The sequence below is a fragment of the Massilia sp. Masssp94 genome (assembly GCF_059491305.1).
This window is the reverse complement of record NZ_CP168501.1, coordinates 2,248,839-2,264,346: the sequence shown is the minus strand read 5'-3', so window position 1 is coordinate 2,264,346 and position 15,508 is coordinate 2,248,839. Positions and strand designations below refer to the sequence as shown.

Below are 15,508 nucleotides of genomic sequence, written 5' to 3'. Positions count from 1 at the left end.
CTTTCGGTCTGGAAGGAGGCGTTTTCATGGCCGATACAGTCACTATCCCAATCGACCAGGTCCAGATCGGCCTGTATGTCTACCTGGACCTGAAATGGTTCCAGCACCCGTTCGCGTTCAGCAATTTCAAGGTCAAGACCGAGGACCAGCTGCGCATCCTGCGCGGCCTGGGCCTGGCCACGGTCCGCGTCGATCCCGCGCTCAGCGACGGGCCCGTGCCCACGGACGCACCGGCATCGGCGCAGCCTGTGCCGGCGGCGCCGGCGCCGGTGTCGCCGGAGGCGCGTGCCGAGTCGCCGGTCATGGCGGCGAAACGGGAGATGATGGAACGCATCCGCGAGCAGCGCGAGAACGCGGCGCGCATCGAGCAGGCGTTCGTGAACACGGCGCGCGCGATCCGCGACATCGACCGCAACCTGTTTTCCCAGCCGGCCGAGACGGTCCGCGTGGCCGGCAAATTGATCGGCCAGATCACGGATTCGATCCTGTCCGCGCCCGAGCTGGCGATCAACCTGATGGGCGACAAGCTGGGCGGCGAGGAAATCTATGTCCACTCGCTCAACGTCACGATGCTGTCGATGATGATCGCGCGCGACATCAAGCTGCCGCACGAGGTGGCCAGCCTGCTCGGCATGGGCGCGCTGTTCCACGACGTCGGGACGAAGAACATCCCGGATAAGGTGCTGAACAAGCTCGATGCCTACAACCACGCCGAGCAGGCGCTGGTCGAAACGCATTGCGAGGGTGGCTACGAGATCGGCAGGAAGCTGGGCCTCGCGGCACCCGCGCTGGCCATCATCCGCGACCACCACGAGATGTTCGACGGCAGCGGCTATCCGCGCCACCTGCAAGGGGAGGCGATCAGCATCCTCGCCCGCATCGTCGCGATCGCGAACCATTACGACGAATTGTGCAACCCGCGCAACCCGGCCGATTCGCTGACGCCGCACGAGGCGTTGTCGCTGATGTTCGCCAAGATGCGCAGCCGCTTCGACCCGAAGCTGCTGCAGGTATTCATCCGCTGCCTCGGCGTATACCCGCCGGGCACGATCGTCCAGCTGGCCAACGGCGTCGTCGGCATGTGCGTCAACGTCAACACCGCCAAGCCGACCAGGCCGCAAGTGATGATCTACGAGGCCAGCGTGCCGCGCGAGGAAGCGATCGTCGTCAACCTCGAGACGCAGCCGGACCTGAACATCGTGAAGTCGATCCGCCCGTCCCAGGTGCCCAAGGACATCTACAACTACCTCAGCCCGCGCAAACGCGTCAGCTATTACTTCGACGCGGGTGACCCGGCGCGGAGGAGCCAGCCATGAACCTGCACCAGCTGATGGTCGACCACAGCCCGCACATGGTGATGCTGGTCGATCCGGCCGACCTGCGCATCCTCGTCGCCAACCGCAAGGTCGAACAGACGCTCGGCTACGCGGCCGCGCAGTTGCGCGACATGCTCATCACGGACATCGAAAGCTCGCTGCAGGACGTGTTCTACTGGGAAGAGGTACGCGGCGGCCAGTATCTCGGCTTCGAGGCGCAGGAGGGCGAGTACCTGTGCGCCGACACGTCGCTGCTGACGGTGATGAAGTCGGTGAACGTACTCCACGACGGCGACCGCCCGCTGCTGCTCGTGCGCGCGCAGGACTGCCGCCACGAGCGCCAGGTCGAGGCCCTGCTCGAGCAGACCCTGGCCCAGTTGCGCACGACGCTGGAGTCCACCGCGGACGGCATCCTCGTGGTCGACTGGCACGGCAAGATCACGAGCATGAACCGCCTGTTCTCGGCGATGTGGGAGATCCCGGCCGCGCTGCTGCAGGCCGGCGACGACGACGGCATCGTCGAATACATCGCGGGCCAGGTGGAGCAGGGCGACTTGATCCGCAGCCAGCTGCGCCAGGTGGCCGATACGACCGAGACGCAGGACCTGTTCCGCCTGAAGAACGGCCGCTTCTTCGAATGCCGCTCGCGTCCGCAGTTCCTGGGCGAGCGCATCATCGGGCGGGTGTTCGGCTACACCGACGTCACCGAACGCCACCGGGCCGAGGAAGCGCTGCGCGAGTCGCGCGACCAGCTCGAATCGAAGGTGCGCGAACGCACGCGCGACCTGCAGGAGGCGAATGCGACGCTGGAAAAGGAAAAGGCGCGCCAGGCGGAGCTGATCAAGAAGCTGGGCGAGGCCCAGAGCCAGCTGCTGCAGTCGGAGAAGATGGCGTCGATCGGCGTGCTGGCGGCCGGCGTCGCGCACGAGATCAACAACCCGATCGGCTTCGTCAATTCGAACCTGGGCAGCCTGCAGCGGTACGCCCAGGGCATGCTGCGGCTGCTCGACAGCTACGCGGCGCTGGAAGGGGCGTTCAGCCCCGAAGACCGCGCCGGCATCGCGCGGGTAAAAGAGGAAGTCGACGCCGAGTACCTGCGCGAGGACCTGGAGCCGCTGCTGCGCGAATCCCTCGACGGCATCGACCGCGTGCGGCGCATCGTGCAGGACATGAAGGATTTCTCGCACGTGGACGGCGGCGACCTGCAGTACGCCGACATCGAGGCGGGCCTGAACAGCACCCTGAACGTGGTCTGGAACGAGATCAAGTACAAGGCCGAGGTGACCAAGGAGTACGGGAGCATCCCGCAGATCGAATGCTACCCGTCGCAGCTGAACCAGGTCTTCATGAACCTGCTGGTCAATGCGGCGCACGCGATCGAGAAGCACGGCCGCATCACGCTGCGCACGGCCCACGACGAGAAGCACGTGTGGATCGAGGTGGAGGACACCGGCACCGGCATCCCCGAGGACCGGCTGGGCCGCATCTTCGAACCCTTCTTCACGACCAAGCCGGTGGGCAAAGGCACGGGTCTCGGCCTGTCGCTGTCGTACGGGATCGTGCAGAAGCACGGCGGCCGCTTCGAGGTGCAGAGCGAAGTGGGCAAGGGAACCCTGTTCCGCGTCGTCCTGCCGCGCTTCCAGCCGGTGCCCGATGCGGGCGTCGTCATCTAGCCGGCGACAATGCATATGCGCGAAATCTTTTAACGAAAACGGCATATCAAAACGTAAAAGCATTCGTTCCGCTTCGATGAGGGCAGCAGTAGCCTGTGTCCATCTCATCGACCCGGAACGACCATGACTGTTCTCCTGCTGGGCGGAAGCCCATCCTTTCCTTCGACGACGTGGCGCCTGCAGCAACTGGTGGGCGAACGCCTGGCCGCGTTGGGCCATCGCACCGGCGCGCTGCAGGTGCGCGAGCTGCCCGCCCTGGCGCTGCTGCGCGCCGACGTCAAGGATCCCGCCATCGCGGACGCCGTCGCCCGCGTGCGCGACGCCGATGCGATCGTCATCGGCACCCCTGTCCATAAAGCCTCCTTCAGCGGCGTGCTGAAGGCCTTCCTCGACCTGCTGCCGCAGGACGGCCTGGCGGACAAGCTCGTGCTGCCGCTCGCCACCGGCGGCAGCCAGTCGCACATGCTGGCGCTGGACTACGCGCTGCGCCCCGTGCTCGCCTCGCTCGCGCCGCGTCACATCCTGCCCAGCATCTTCGCAACGTCGGAGCAGCTGCCGTGGGATCCGGAGCTGGGCCTGCGCCCGGTGCCGGCGATCTCCGCGCGCATCGCCGCCGGCGTCGCGCAGTTGCACGACGACTTGCAGCGCATGGCACCGGCCGCCCACGTACTCGCCGTCGCTGCCTGACCATCACGATAAAAAGGATCACCCCCCATGACTGATTCGTTCGATGCCGGCACGCGGAGCGGCCAGCGCCGCCGCACGCTCGGCCTGCTGTTCGCCGCCGCCGTGGCGGCCCCCTTCGCCGATCTGCCGCTGGCGCGTGCCGCGGGCGCGCCCCGCGAGGTGCGCATCGGCTACCAGAAATACGGCACCCTCACGCTGCTGAAGGGCCGCGGCACGCTTGAAAAACGCCTGGCCGAGAAGAACATCGCGGTCAAGTGGACCGAGTTCCCGGCCGGTCCCGCGCTGCTCGAAGGCCTGAACGTGGGCAGCATCGATTTCGGCACGGTCGGCGAAGCGCCGCCGATCTTCGCCCAGGCCGCGGGCGCGAACCTGGTCTACGTCGGCAACGAGCCGCCGTCGCCGGACTCCGAGGCGATCGTCGTGCCGAAAAATTCCACCTTGCGCAGCGTGACGGAACTGAAAGGGAAAAAGATTGCGCTCAACAAGGGATCGAACGTGCACTACCTGCTCGTGAAGGCGCTGGAAAAGGCCGGCGTCGATTACCGCGAGATCCAGACCGTGTACCTGCCGCCGGCCGAGGCGCGCGCCGCGTTCGAGCGCGGCGCCGTGGACGCCTGGGTGATCTGGGACCCGTTCCTCGCCGCGGCCGAGAGGCAGCTGGGCGCACGCGTGCTCGCCGATGGCAAGGGGCTCGCCGCCAACCACCAGTTCTACGTGGCCGCGCGCCCGTTCGCCGAGCAGTATCCGGACGTCGTACGCACCGTGATCGACGAACTGGCCAAGGTCGACGAGTGGGGCCGCACGCACCAGCAGGAAGTCGCGACGATCCTCGCGGCGCAGACTGGCCTCCCCGTGGACGTCGTGGCCCTCGCGGCCCGGCGCTATGCGTACGGCGTGCGCACCGTGACCCCGGACGTGCTGGCCGCGCAGCAGAAGATCGCGGACACGTTCCACAGCCTGAAGCTGATCCCGAAACCGATCGTCGTGCGCGATGCGCAGCCGCCCGCCAACCTGCTCGCGAAGGAATAAGCCATGAGTAGTCCGAACGTTTTCTGGTTCATCCCGACCCACGGCGACAGCCGCTACCTCGGCACCAGCAAGGGAGCCCGCCCCGTCGACGCCGACTACACGCGCCAGATCGCCGTGGCGGCCGACACGCTCGGCTACGACGGCGTGCTGCTGCCCACCGGCCGTTCCTGCGAGGATGCGTGGGTCGTCGCGTCGTCGCTGATCCACGCCACGCGCAAGCTGAAATTCCTCGTCGCGATCCGTCCCGGCCTGTCGACGCCGGGCCTGTCCGTGCGCATGGCGTCGACGTTCGACCGCCTGTCCAATGGCCGCCTCCTGATCAACGTCGTCACGGGCGGCGACCAGGCGGAGCTCGAAGCGGACGGCGTATTTGCCGACCACGAAACGCGCTACGAGATCTCGGATGAATTCATCCGTATCTGGCGCGCCGCGCTGGCCGGGGAAGGCGGCGACGAGGGTTATCACTTCGCGGGCAAGCACCTGACCGTGAAAGGCGCGCGTACGCTCTATCCGCCCGTGCAGAAGCCGTATCCGCCGCTGTACTTCGGCGGTTCGTCGGAAGCGGCGCACGAACTGGCCGCGGAGCAGATGGATGTCTACCTGACGTGGGGCGAGCCGCCGGCCGCCGTGGCGGCGAAGATCGCGGACATCCGCGCGCGCGCCGCGAAGCACGGCCGCACGGTGAAATTCGGCATCCGCCTGCACGTGATCGTCCGGGAGACGAACGAGGAAGCGTGGGCCGCGGCCGATAAACTCATCAGCCACCTGGACGACGCCACCATCGCGAAAGCGCAGGCCGCGTTCGCGAAGATGGATTCGGTGGGCCAGCGCCGCATGGCCGCGCTGCACGGCGGCCGGCGCGACAAGCTGGAAGTGGCGCCCAACCTGTGGGCCGGCGTGGGCCTCGTGCGCGGCGGCGCGGGCACGGCGCTCGTCGGCGATCCGGAGACCGTGGCCGCGCGCATGCGCGAGTACCAGGACCTCGGCATCGAGACATTCATCCTGTCCGGCTACCCGCACCTGGAAGAGTCGTACCGCTTCGCGGAACTCGTGTTCCCGCTGCTCGGCAAAGGCCGGGAGCACGGCGGGCATTCGATCACCGGTCCTTTTGGCGAAGTGATGGCCGTCGATATCGTGCCACAGCGCCTGCCGAAGAAGGTGGCGTGATGGGCGCGATCCGGACCCTCCCGGCGTCCGCGCAGCCGCGCGGCGCCGCGTCCATCCAACGCCTGCTCGCCCCGCTGGCGCCGTGGGCGCTGCCGGTCTTCCTGATCGTGGCGTGGCAGGCCGCGTCGCGCACCGGCCTGCTGTCGACGCGCATCCTGCCCGAGCCGCTGGCCGTGGCGAAGGCGTTCGGCGACCTGGCCGTGTCCGGCGAGCTGTGGACGCATCTGCGCGTGAGCCTGTGGCGCGCGGCGGCCGGCTTCGGGCTCGGCGCCGCGCTGGGCCTCGCGCTCGGCCTGCTCAACGGCAGCAGCCGGCGCGCCGCGACGCTGCTCGACACGACCGTGCAAATGGTGCGCAACATCCCGGCGCTCGCGCTGATCCCGCTCGTGATCCTATGGTTCGGCATCGACGAAGCCGCGAAGCTGTTCCTGCTGTCCGTGGGCGTCTTCTTCCCCGTCTACCTGAATACCTTCCACGGCATCCGCTCGGTCGACGCGGGGCTGATCGAGATGGCGCGCAGCTACGGCCTGTCCGGCTGGGCCCTGTACCGCGACGTGATCCTGCCGGGCGCGCTGCCTGCTATCCTCGTCGGCGTGCGCTTCTCGCTGGGCCTCGTCTGGGTGCTCCTGATCGTCGCCGAAACCATTTCCGCGCAGGCCGGCATCGGCTACATGACGATGAATGCGCGCGAATTCCTGCAGACGGACGTCGTGCTGGTCGGCGTGCTGCTGTACGCCCTGTTGGGCAAGGCTGCCGACCTGGCGGCGCGCGGCCTGGAACGCCGCTTCCTGCGCTGGAATCCCGCTTACCGCTGATCCTTCATGCCAAAAGACATTCAAGACTACCGGGCGGGTGCGCACCTCGACGTGCGCAGCCTGACCAAACGCTATGCCGGGCGCACCGTGCTCGATGCCGTCAACCTCAGGATCGAACCGGGCGAATTCGTCGCCATCGTGGGCCTCAGCGGATGCGGCAAGAGCACCTTGCTGCGCGCGATCGCCGGGCTGGAACTTCCGGACGCCGGCCAGGTCAAAATCGGCGGTGGCGGACAGAAGCCTGAAACGCGGATGATGTTCCAGGATGCACGCCTGCTGCCGTGGAAGACCGTGCTGCAGAACGTGGCGCTGGGCCTGAAGGATGGCGCGGAGCGGGCCCGTGCGGCGCTGCGGAGCGTCGGCCTGCTCGATCGCGCGGACGACTGGCCGGCCGCGCTGTCCGGCGGCCAGCGCCAACGCGTGGCCCTGGCGCGCGCGCTCGTGCATGAACCGCAGCTGCTGTTGCTGGACGAGCCGCTCGGGGCACTCGACGCGCTCACGCGCATCGAGATGCAGCAGTTGATCGAAACGCTGTGGACGGCGCGCGGCTTCACGGCCGTACTCGTCACGCATGACGTGCAGGAAGCCGTGGTGCTGGCCGATCGCATCCTGTTGATCGAGCAGGGGCGGCTGGCTCTCGACCTGGACGTTGGCCTGGCGCGGCCGCGCGCGCGGGGCAGCGTGGAGTTCGGTGGGTTGGAGCAGAACGTGCTGGATCGGGTGCTGCAAACTCATCAATCTGCGTGATTGTGAGAGTTTTAGCGTGATCAATTCTGCCCGATTGTTACATCGGGCAGTTTTTCTCCATTGTACAAACGGAATTAAATTTCCTAAAATTTGATGCACACAATACAATCGCTTGTTTGACAGCTAGAAATGATTTCATTAAGTTCCACAAGTCGTTTCTGGCGACTTTTCAATTTAGCAATGTCCAACAAAGGGAGGAATCATGAGCGAACGCAGACACGAGCAGAAGGTCAAGGACGTTGGCGTCGATAACGATTACCTGTGCATCGAGCTATTGAGCGGTCTCCGCCTGATGGGCCCGTTGCGCACCAACCCGGTCTACCGCGAGCCCGTCATCCCACCGGAAGCGCGTCCTCTGCCGAACGGCGATTACATGCGCGCCGTCGCCCCCTGAGCAGTCCCCAACGCCTTTCCTGGCCAGAAGCCGGGGAAGGCGCCACCGGCGCACGATTGCGCTCCCCGCCCCGGAAAGGCACGGACTGATGGGGTTACAATGTTCCCATGAAAATCCGTGTTGCGACCTACAACATCCACAAGGGCGTCTCTTCCTTCCGTAGTACGCCGCGCGTGTTGGCGCTGAAAAAAGCCATCGGTGCCTTCGATGCGGACGTCGTGTTCCTGCAGGAGGTGCAGGGCCGGCACGACCGCTACCAGGCCCGCTATGGCGAGAAGGTGCGCACTCCCCATCACCACTGGCCCGAGAAGGCCCAGCACGAGTTCTTTGCGGGTGAAAACCTGCATGCCGCCTATGGCATGAATGCCGTGTACGACCACGGCCATCACGGCAACGCGTTGCTGTCCGGTTTTCCGATCTCGAACCAGAACAACCACGACGTCTCCGACCACGCCTACGAACAGCGCGGCATCCTGCATTGCGTGCTGGAGACGCCGTCCGGCAACGTCCACTGCTACGTCGTGCACCTGGGCCTGTTCGAAGTCAGCCGCCGGCGCCAGACAGAGGCGCTGGTCCAGTGCGTGCAGGACTCCGCACGTCCGGACGAGCCCGTTATCATCGCCGGCGACTTCAACGACTGGCGCAATACCCTGAGCGATTGCCTGCGGCTGAAGCTGGGCGTCGTTGAGGTATTCGATGAACTGGAGCGGCCGGCGCGGTTCGGCGCGCGGATCGGTGATATCGTGCGCAATGCGGCCGGGCGCGAAAAACGCCTGGTGCCGGCGCGGACGTTTCCTGCCGCGCTGCCCTGGTTCCGGCTCGACCGGATCTATGTGCGCGGCTTCAAGGTCGAGCATGCCGAAGTGCTGCACGGCCCGCAGTGGGCGCGCCTGTCGGACCACGCACCGATCGTGGCCAACCTGCAGCTGGCATAGCGATGCGCACCGTTACGTATGTAGCCAACAACGACGTTACTCTCCTCGAAAGCGGCAGCACTTATTTCCCGGCGCTGCTGGCCGCCATCGACGCGGCCAAACATGAGATCCTGTATGAGACGTATATCTATGCCGAGGACGACACGGCGCGCGCCGTCACCGACGCGCTGATCCGTGCGGCGCAGCGCGGCGTCAAGGTCCGCGTGCTGGCCGACTGGTTCGGCACCGGCAACCGCGTCGCCTTGCGGCTGAAAGAGGAATTCTGCGCGGTCTGCGTGCATTATCGGATGTTCAATCCGTGGTTCAAGCGCGGTGCCGCGCGCAGCCACCGCAAGATCGCCGTCATGGACCGTGAAGTCGCGTTCGTCGGCGGCATCAACACGAACGACGACAACCTGCACGACTACGAGCCGCACGCGCCGCTGCCGGCACCCCGCTGGGATTTCGCCGTGCGCGTGCAGGGGCCGCTCGTCGCGGAAATCCACCGCGAAGCCCAGGCCCAGTGGACGCGGGCCGGTCACCTGCCGCTCGTCCGACGGATCAATTTGTTCCGGGAAATGCGCAAACAGCCGGCCGCGCTGGGCGACCACCCGATGCGCGCGGCGTTCGTCGTGCGCGACAACCTGCGCAACCGCCGCACGATCCAGCGTGCCTACCTGCAGGCGATCGGCCGCGCACGCAAGCGGGTGCTGATGGCCACACCGTATTTCGCGCCGGGCCGCAAGTTCCGCGACGCGCTGTGCCAGGCCGCGCGGCGCGGCGTCGACGTCTGCCTGATGATCGGCGTGGGCGAATTCCGCATGCAGGATGCCGTCGCGTCGTCGTTCTACCCGCAGCTGCTGGCGGCCGGGGTACGCATCGTCGAATACCGCAAGACGCAGCTGCACGCGAAGGTCTGCGTCGTGGACGACAACTGGGCCACGGTGGGCTCCAGCAACTGCGACGGGCTGTCGCTGTTCGTCAACCAGGAAGCGAACGTCGTCGTGCGCGATGCGCAGTTCGCCGGTACGCTGGCCCGCCAGATCGAGCGGGGCGTGGCCGATGGCGTGGAGGTGTGCCTGGATGATCTGCGGCAACTCGGTTGGGTGCGCCGCTGCGGCCACGAAATGGCCTATCTTCTCTATAAATTGACCATGCGGGTCGTCGCGATCGGCTACGCATGATGGAAAGACGCTATGACAGAGAATGACAACGTAAGGATCGACAAATGGCTGTGGGCCGCGCGCTTTTTTAAAACGCGCTCGCTGGCGGCGGATGCGGTCGACCGGGGCCGCGTGCGGATCGGCGGCGAACCCGTCAAACCCGCCCGCTCCGTCAAGGTCGATGATAAGATTTTCGTCGACAACGGTTCGAACCGCTGGGAGGTGGTCGTGCTGGGCCTGTCCGACAAGCGGGGGCCGGCACCCGTCGCCCAGGCGTTGTACCGCGAGACGGAAGAGAGTATCGTCCGTAGGGAAAACGATCAGGAAGCACGCCGTTTGTTCCCCGAACCGGGCAGCACGATCAAGGGCCGCCCGACCAAGCGCGACCGCCGCGCCATCACCCGTGCGGGCGGCTGACAACACACTAGAACGTCGCCTCTAAGTTCCCGTTTGACATTTCACGGCTGGTAGATAATAGTACGAGCGTTCGGATTTTTTCGATCAGATTAAATCCTCTCTTACGCGAGGCATATTATTAATACGACAGCGAAAAGCATGAGCATGCGCAAGGGCGAGATGACGCGGGCCGCCATCCTCGATGTTGCGCTCGAGCTCGCCAGCCGCGACGGTCTGGAAGGCCTGACGATCGGCCTGCTGGCCGACCGCATGAATATGAGCAAATCGGGCGTGTTCGCGCACTTCGGGTCGCGCGAAGACCTGCAGATCGACGTGCTCAAGCTGTACCACCGCCGCTTCGAGCAGGAAGTCTTCTTCCCCAGCCTGAAGGAAGCCCGCGGCCTGCCGCGCCTGGAGGCGATGTTCAATCGCTGGCTCAAGCGCGTCTCGGTCGAGATCGCGTCCGGCTGCATCTATATCAGTGGAGCCGTCGAATACGACGACCGCCCGGGCCCGATCCGCGAAGAACTCGTCGCCATGGTCCGCACGTGGCAGGGCGCCCTGCTGCGCTGCGCGCAACAGGCGATCGACTGCGGCGACCTGAAGCCGGGCACCGACCCCGAGCAACTCGTGTACGAGATGTATGGCCTCGTGCTGGCGGTGCACCACGATGCGCGCTTCCTGCGCATCCCGGGCACCGTCGACCGCGCGCACCGCGGCTTCGCGCGCCTGGTCGAAGATTACCGCAATCCCAACAAGCAAAACAGCCAGGCGGATACCGCCAGCGCCCAGTAATTCACACAAAATATTCACCTGTCAGGAGAACAACCATGGGTCAGTACGTCGCGCCACTTCGTGATATGCAGTTCGTTCTGCACGAGTTCCTCAACGTCACCGAAGAATTCAAGAACCTGCCGGCGTACCAGGAGATCGACGCCGACATCATCAACCAGGTGCTGGAAGAAGGCGCGAAATTCACGCAGGAAGTGCTGTTCCCGCTGAATCACAGCGGCGACCGCGAAGGCTGCCACTACGACGCCGCCACCAAGACCGTCACCACGCCCAAGGGTTTTAAAGAAGCCTACAAACAGTACGTGGAAGGCGGCTGGGCTGCGCTGGCCTGCGATCCGGAATACGGCGGCCAGGGCCTGCCGGTCTCGCTGAACAACTCGTTCTACGAGATGCTGAACTCCTCGAACCAGGCATGGACCATGTACCCGGGCCTGTCGCACGGCGCGTACGAGTGCCTGAAGGAACACGGCACCGACGACCAGAAGAAGTTCTACCTGCCGAAGCTCGTCTCGGGCGAGTGGACCGGCACGATGTGCCTGACCGAAGCGCACTGCGGCACCGACCTGGGCCTGCTGCGCACGAAGGCCGAACCGCAGGCCGACGGCACCTACAGCATCACCGGCTCGAAGATCTTCATCTCGGCCGGCGAGCACGACATGTCGGAAAACATCGTCCACCTGGTGCTGGCCCGCCTGCCGGACGCGCCGGAAGGCTCGAAAGGCATCTCGCTGTTCCTCGTGCCGAAGTTCCTGCCGAACGCCGACGGTTCCGTCGGTGCCCGCAACGGCATCACCTGCGGCGCCATCGAAGAAAAGATGGGCATCCACGGCAACTCGACGTGCCAGATGAACCTGGACGGCGCCATCGGCACGCTGATCGGCCAGCCGCACAAGGGCCTGAACGCGATGTTCGTGTTCATGAATGCCGCCCGCCTGGGCGTCGGCATGCAGTCGCTGGGCCTGACCGAAGTCGCGTACCAGAACGCGCTGGTCTATGCGAAAGACCGCATCCAGATGCGCAGCCTGTCGGGCCCGAAGGCACCGGACAAGCCGGCCGACCCGATCATCGTCCACCCGGACGTGCGCCGCATGCTGCTGACGGCGAAAGCCTATGCCGAAGGCGCGCGCGCCCTGACGTCGTACGTCGCGCTGCAGATCGACCGTGAACTGAACCACCCGGACGAAGCTGTCCGCAAGGAAGCCGCCGACGAAGTCGCGCTGCTGACCCCGGTCGTGAAGGCCTTCATCACCGACAACGGCTGGATCGCCACGTCGGAAGCGATGCAGGTCTACGGCGGCCACGGCTACATCGCCGAGTGGGGCATGGAGCAGTACGTGCGCGACGCCCGCATCAACATGATCTACGAAGGCACGAACACCGTGCAATCGCTGGACCTGCTGGGCCGTAAGATCCTGATGGACAACGGCGCCAAGCTGCGCGCGTTCGGCGAAAAGATCAAGGCGTTCGTCGAAGACAACGGCCTGGACGAGCAGATGTCCGAATTCGTGAGCCCGCTGGGCGAACTGGGCGAGAAGGTCGGCAAGCTGACGATGGAAATCGGCATGAAGGCCTTCCAGAACCAGGACGAAGTGGGCGCCGCCGCCGTGCCTTACCTGCGCGTCGTGGGCCACATGGTGTTCTCGTACTTCTTCGCGCAGATGGCGAAGATCGCACTGGCCAAGAAGGATTCGGGCGACAAGTTCTACGAGTCGAAACTGGCGACCGCACGCTTCTACTTCGCCCGCCTGTACCCGGAAACCGCGATGCTGATCCGCCAGGCACGTTCGGGTTCGTCGAACCTGATGGCGCTGGACGCCGACCTGTTTTAAACACGCACCATCAAATCTACCCGTCGTTCCCGCGAAAGCGGGAACCCATACTGAGCATCGGAACTTGGATAGTCACGAGCAAAGCACAGCTTCCGACTTCGGTGCTTCAGTATGGATCCCCGCTTTCGCGGGGACGACGACTTAACTAAGGATTACGAGAGATGACTAATTTCATCGTCAAGAAAGTCGCCGTGCTGGGCGCCGGCGTGATGGGCGCGCAGATCGCTGCGCACTGCGTCAACGCCAAGGTCCCGGTCGTGCTGTTCGACCTGCCTGCAAAAGAGGGAGCGAAAAACGGCATCGTCCTGAAGGCCATCGAGAACCTGAAAAAACTGTCGCCGGCGCCGCTGGGCAACAAGGAAGATGCCGCACTGATCGAAGTCGCCAACTACGAGGACAACCTCGACGTGCTGGCCGGCTGCGACCTGATCATCGAAGCCATCGCCGAGCGCATGGACTGGAAGCACGACCTGTACAAGAAGGTCGCACCGCACATCGGCGCCAACGCCATCTTCGCGTCGAACACGTCGGGCCTGTCGATCGAGAAGCTGGCCGAAGGCTTCGACGCCGAGCTGAAGTCGCGCTTCTGCGGCGTGCACTTCTTCAACCCGCCGCGCTACATGCACCTGGTCGAACTGATCCCGACCGCCGCGACGAAGCCGGCAATCCTCGACCAGCTCGAGACCTTCCTGACCTCGGTCCTGGGCAAGGGCGTCGTGCGTGCGAAAGACACGCCGAACTTCATCGCCAACCGCGTCGGCATCTTCGGCATGCTGGCCACGATCCACGAAGCCGAGAAGTTCGGTCTGTCCGTCGACGTCGTCGACGACCTGACCGGCGCCAAGCTGGGCCGCGCCAAGTCGGGCACGTTCCGCACGGCGGACGTCGTCGGCCTGGACACGATGGGCCACGTCATCAAGACGATGCAGGACAACCTGCAGGACGACCCTTTCTTCGGCGTGTACAAGACGCCGGACGTGCTGGCCAAGCTGATCGAAAAGGGCGCGCTGGGCCAGAAGACGGGCGCCGGCTTCTATAAAAAGGTCGGCAAGGACATCCTGCGCCTGGATACCGCGACGGGCGAATACGTGCCGGGCGGCGCCAAGGCAGCCGACATCGTCGCACGCATCCTGAAAGAGAAGGACCCGGTCAAGAAATTCAAGGCGATGCGCGAATCGACCAACCCGCAGGCGCAGTTCCTGTGGGCGATCTTCCGCGACGCCTTCCACTACATCGCCTTCCACCTGGACTCGATCGCCGACAACGCGCGCGACGTCGACTTCGCGATGCGCTGGGGCTTCGGCTGGAGCGTCGGCCCGTTCGAGACGTGGCAGGCCGCCGGCTGGAACACGATCGCCCAGTGGGTCAAGGAAGACATCGAAGCGGGCAAGGCCCTGACCGATGCACCGCTGCCGGCCTGGGTGTTCAGCGCACCGGTCGCGGAGAAGGGCGTGCACACGCCTGAAGGTTCCTATTCGGTCACGAAGAACGCGTACGTGCCGCGCTCCGACGTGGCAGTGTACGAGCGCCAGCAGTTCCGCGCACCGGTCGTGGGCGCGGGCGGCGAAGATCCGAAGACCGCCGGCACCACCGTGTTCGAGGACGATTCCGTGCGCCTGTGGCACTCGGGCGACGAAGTGCTGGTCATCTCGCTGAAGACGAAGATGCACGTGATCGGCGACGGCGTCATCAAGGGCATCCAGCGCGCGCTGGCCGAAGCCGAGAAGGGCTTCAAGGGCATCGTGATCTGGAATACCGATGCGGCCGACGGCGGCGCGTTCTCGGCCGGCGCCGACCTGCAATCGGCCCTGCCGGCCTTCATGGCGGGCGGCGCGAAAGCGATGGACCCGATCGTCAAGGAACTGCAGGACACGTTCATGGCGATGAAATACTCGAACATCCCGGTCGTGGCCGCGGTGGCGGGTCTCGCCCTGGGCGGCGGCTGCGAAATGGCGCTGCACGCATCGAAGCGCGTGGCCTCGATCGAGTCGTACATCGGCCTCGTGGAAGTGGGTGTCGGCCTGGTGCCGGCCGGCGGCGGCCTGAAGGAAGCGGCAGTGCGCGCGGCCAATGAATCGAAGGGCAACGACATCCTGCAATTCCTGAAGACCGGCTTCACCAACGCGGCTACCGCGCAGGTGTCGAAATCGGCCCTGGAAGCGAAGGCAATGGGCTACCTGAAGGACGACGACGTCATCGTCTTCAACCCGTACGAACTGCTGCACGTGGCGAAGGTCACCGCGCGCTCGATGTTCGACGCCGGCTATCGTGCACCGCTGCGCCGCCCGGTCACCGTCACCGGGCGCTACGGCTGGGGCACGATCCGCGGCCAACTGGTCAACATGCGCGACGGCGGCTTCATCTCCGCGTACGACTACCAGCTGGGCGACACGATCGCGGAGATCGTCTCCGGTGGCGACATCGACCAGGGCAGCGTCGTGTCCGAGCAGTGGCTGCTCGACATGGAGCGCAAGGCATTCGTTTCGCTGCTGAACAATCCGAAGACCCAGGAACGCATCATGGGCATGATGCAAAACGGTAAGCCGGTGCGTAACTGATCGCGGCGCGGACAACAAGGACTACTGA

General features: G+C 65.3%; 14 protein-coding genes. All 14 read left to right on the top strand.

Annotation, left to right across the window (positions count from 1 at the left end; genetic code table 11):
• The first annotated feature begins 26 nt into the window (after positions 1 to 26).
• The 14 genes from ACEN9G_RS09935 (at position 27) to ACEN9G_RS09870 (ending at position 15,480) form a co-directional block, all read left to right on the top strand.
• Entirely contained in the window at positions 27 to 1,316 is a 1,290-nt protein-coding gene (locus ACEN9G_RS09935) for an HD-GYP domain-containing protein (protein ID WP_413339774.1), read from the top strand.
• Positions 1,313 to 2,989 (top strand): ATP-binding protein, encoded by a 1,677-nt coding sequence (locus ACEN9G_RS09930; RefSeq protein ID WP_413339772.1) that lies wholly within the window; start codon positions 1,313 to 1,315, stop codon positions 2,987 to 2,989. Before ACEN9G_RS09935 ends, ACEN9G_RS09930 begins: the two co-directional genes overlap by 4 nt.
• A gap of 123 nt (positions 2,990 to 3,112) precedes the next feature.
• Positions 3,113 to 3,676, top strand: coding sequence for an NADPH-dependent FMN reductase (gene ssuE / locus ACEN9G_RS09925; RefSeq protein ID WP_413339770.1), 564 nt, complete (start codon positions 3,113 to 3,115; stop codon positions 3,674 to 3,676).
• A gap of 27 nt (positions 3,677 to 3,703) precedes the next feature.
• The gene (locus ACEN9G_RS09920; RefSeq protein WP_413339769.1) at positions 3,704 to 4,705 is read left to right on the top strand and encodes a sulfonate ABC transporter substrate-binding protein; all 1,002 of its coding nucleotides are present in this window, start codon (positions 3,704 to 3,706) and stop codon (positions 4,703 to 4,705) included.
• Positions 4,706 to 4,708: 3 nt separating this feature from the next.
• Positions 4,709 to 5,872 carry an FMNH2-dependent alkanesulfonate monooxygenase gene (ssuD, locus tag ACEN9G_RS09915; RefSeq protein ID WP_483126617.1) on the top strand — a complete coding sequence of 388 codons (1,164 nt, stop codon included), beginning with the start codon at positions 4,709 to 4,711 and terminating at the stop codon, positions 5,870 to 5,872.
• The gene (gene ssuC / locus ACEN9G_RS09910) at positions 5,872 to 6,687 is read left to right on the top strand and encodes an aliphatic sulfonate ABC transporter permease SsuC (protein WP_483126616.1); all 816 of its coding nucleotides are present in this window, start codon (positions 5,872 to 5,874) and stop codon (positions 6,685 to 6,687) included. The genes ssuD and ssuC overlap by 1 nt, the downstream gene beginning before the upstream one ends.
• A gap of 6 nt (positions 6,688 to 6,693) precedes the next feature.
• Positions 6,694 to 7,434, top strand: coding sequence for an ATP-binding cassette domain-containing protein (locus ACEN9G_RS09905; protein ID WP_483126615.1), 741 nt, complete (start codon positions 6,694 to 6,696; stop codon positions 7,432 to 7,434).
• A 202-nt stretch (positions 7,435 to 7,636) separates the two neighbouring features.
• Positions 7,637 to 7,828: a hypothetical protein gene (locus ACEN9G_RS09900; RefSeq protein WP_413340889.1), complete on the top strand. Its 192-nt coding sequence runs from the start codon at positions 7,637 to 7,639 to the stop codon at positions 7,826 to 7,828.
• 107 nt (positions 7,829 to 7,935) lie between these two features.
• Positions 7,936 to 8,763: an endonuclease/exonuclease/phosphatase family protein gene (locus ACEN9G_RS09895; protein WP_413340888.1), complete on the top strand. Its 828-nt coding sequence runs from the start codon at positions 7,936 to 7,938 to the stop codon at positions 8,761 to 8,763.
• Positions 8,764 to 8,765: 2 nt separating this feature from the next.
• A complete protein-coding gene (gene clsB / locus ACEN9G_RS09890; RefSeq protein ID WP_413340886.1) occupies positions 8,766 to 9,926 on the top strand; it encodes a cardiolipin synthase ClsB in 1,161 nt (386 codons plus the stop codon).
• 12 nt (positions 9,927 to 9,938) lie between these two features.
• On the top strand, positions 9,939 to 10,322 hold the full coding sequence (locus tag ACEN9G_RS09885) for an RNA-binding S4 domain-containing protein (RefSeq protein ID WP_413340884.1): 384 nt from the start codon (positions 9,939 to 9,941) through the stop codon (positions 10,320 to 10,322).
• 144 nt (positions 10,323 to 10,466) lie between these two features.
• Positions 10,467 to 11,096, top strand: a complete 630-nt coding sequence (locus tag ACEN9G_RS09880) for a TetR/AcrR family transcriptional regulator (protein WP_413340892.1) — start codon at positions 10,467 to 10,469, stop codon at positions 11,094 to 11,096.
• 35 nt (positions 11,097 to 11,131) lie between these two features.
• The gene (locus ACEN9G_RS09875; RefSeq protein WP_413340883.1) at positions 11,132 to 12,922 is read left to right on the top strand and encodes an acyl-CoA dehydrogenase C-terminal domain-containing protein; all 1,791 of its coding nucleotides are present in this window, start codon (positions 11,132 to 11,134) and stop codon (positions 12,920 to 12,922) included.
• A 161-nt stretch (positions 12,923 to 13,083) separates the two neighbouring features.
• Positions 13,084 to 15,480 carry a 3-hydroxyacyl-CoA dehydrogenase/enoyl-CoA hydratase family protein gene (locus ACEN9G_RS09870; protein WP_413340881.1) on the top strand — a complete coding sequence of 799 codons (2,397 nt, stop codon included), beginning with the start codon at positions 13,084 to 13,086 and terminating at the stop codon, positions 15,478 to 15,480.
• Positions 15,481 to 15,508 lie beyond the last annotated feature (28 nt).

What these genes read in the sequence shown, in the direction of transcription:
- ACEN9G_RS09920 (WP_413339769.1), top strand. Translation starts at nt 3,704, where the DNA reads ATGACTGATTCGTTCGATGCCGGCACGCGGAGCGGCCAGCGCCGCCGC.
- clsB (WP_413340886.1), top strand. Translation starts at nt 8,766, where the DNA reads ATGCGCACCGTTACGTATGTAGCCAACAACGACGTTACTCTCCTCGAA.
- ACEN9G_RS09930 (WP_413339772.1), top strand. Translation starts at nt 1,313, where the DNA reads ATGAACCTGCACCAGCTGATGGTCGACCACAGCCCGCACATGGTGATG.
- ACEN9G_RS09900 (WP_413340889.1), top strand. Translation starts at nt 7,637, where the DNA reads ATGAGCGAACGCAGACACGAGCAGAAGGTCAAGGACGTTGGCGTCGAT.
- ACEN9G_RS09870 (WP_413340881.1), top strand. Translation starts at nt 13,084, where the DNA reads ATGACTAATTTCATCGTCAAGAAAGTCGCCGTGCTGGGCGCCGGCGTG.
- ssuE (WP_413339770.1), top strand. Translation starts at nt 3,113, where the DNA reads ATGACTGTTCTCCTGCTGGGCGGAAGCCCATCCTTTCCTTCGACGACG.
- ACEN9G_RS09880 (WP_413340892.1), top strand. Translation starts at nt 10,467, where the DNA reads ATGCGCAAGGGCGAGATGACGCGGGCCGCCATCCTCGATGTTGCGCTC.
- ssuC (WP_483126616.1), top strand. Translation starts at nt 5,872, where the DNA reads ATGGGCGCGATCCGGACCCTCCCGGCGTCCGCGCAGCCGCGCGGCGCC.
- ACEN9G_RS09895 (WP_413340888.1), top strand. Translation starts at nt 7,936, where the DNA reads ATGAAAATCCGTGTTGCGACCTACAACATCCACAAGGGCGTCTCTTCC.
- ssuD (WP_483126617.1), top strand. Translation starts at nt 4,709, where the DNA reads ATGAGTAGTCCGAACGTTTTCTGGTTCATCCCGACCCACGGCGACAGC.
- ACEN9G_RS09885 (WP_413340884.1), top strand. Translation starts at nt 9,939, where the DNA reads ATGACAGAGAATGACAACGTAAGGATCGACAAATGGCTGTGGGCCGCG.
- ACEN9G_RS09905 (WP_483126615.1), top strand. Translation starts at nt 6,694, where the DNA reads ATGCCAAAAGACATTCAAGACTACCGGGCGGGTGCGCACCTCGACGTG.
- ACEN9G_RS09935 (WP_413339774.1), top strand. Translation starts at nt 27, where the DNA reads ATGGCCGATACAGTCACTATCCCAATCGACCAGGTCCAGATCGGCCTG.
- ACEN9G_RS09875 (WP_413340883.1), top strand. Translation starts at nt 11,132, where the DNA reads ATGGGTCAGTACGTCGCGCCACTTCGTGATATGCAGTTCGTTCTGCAC.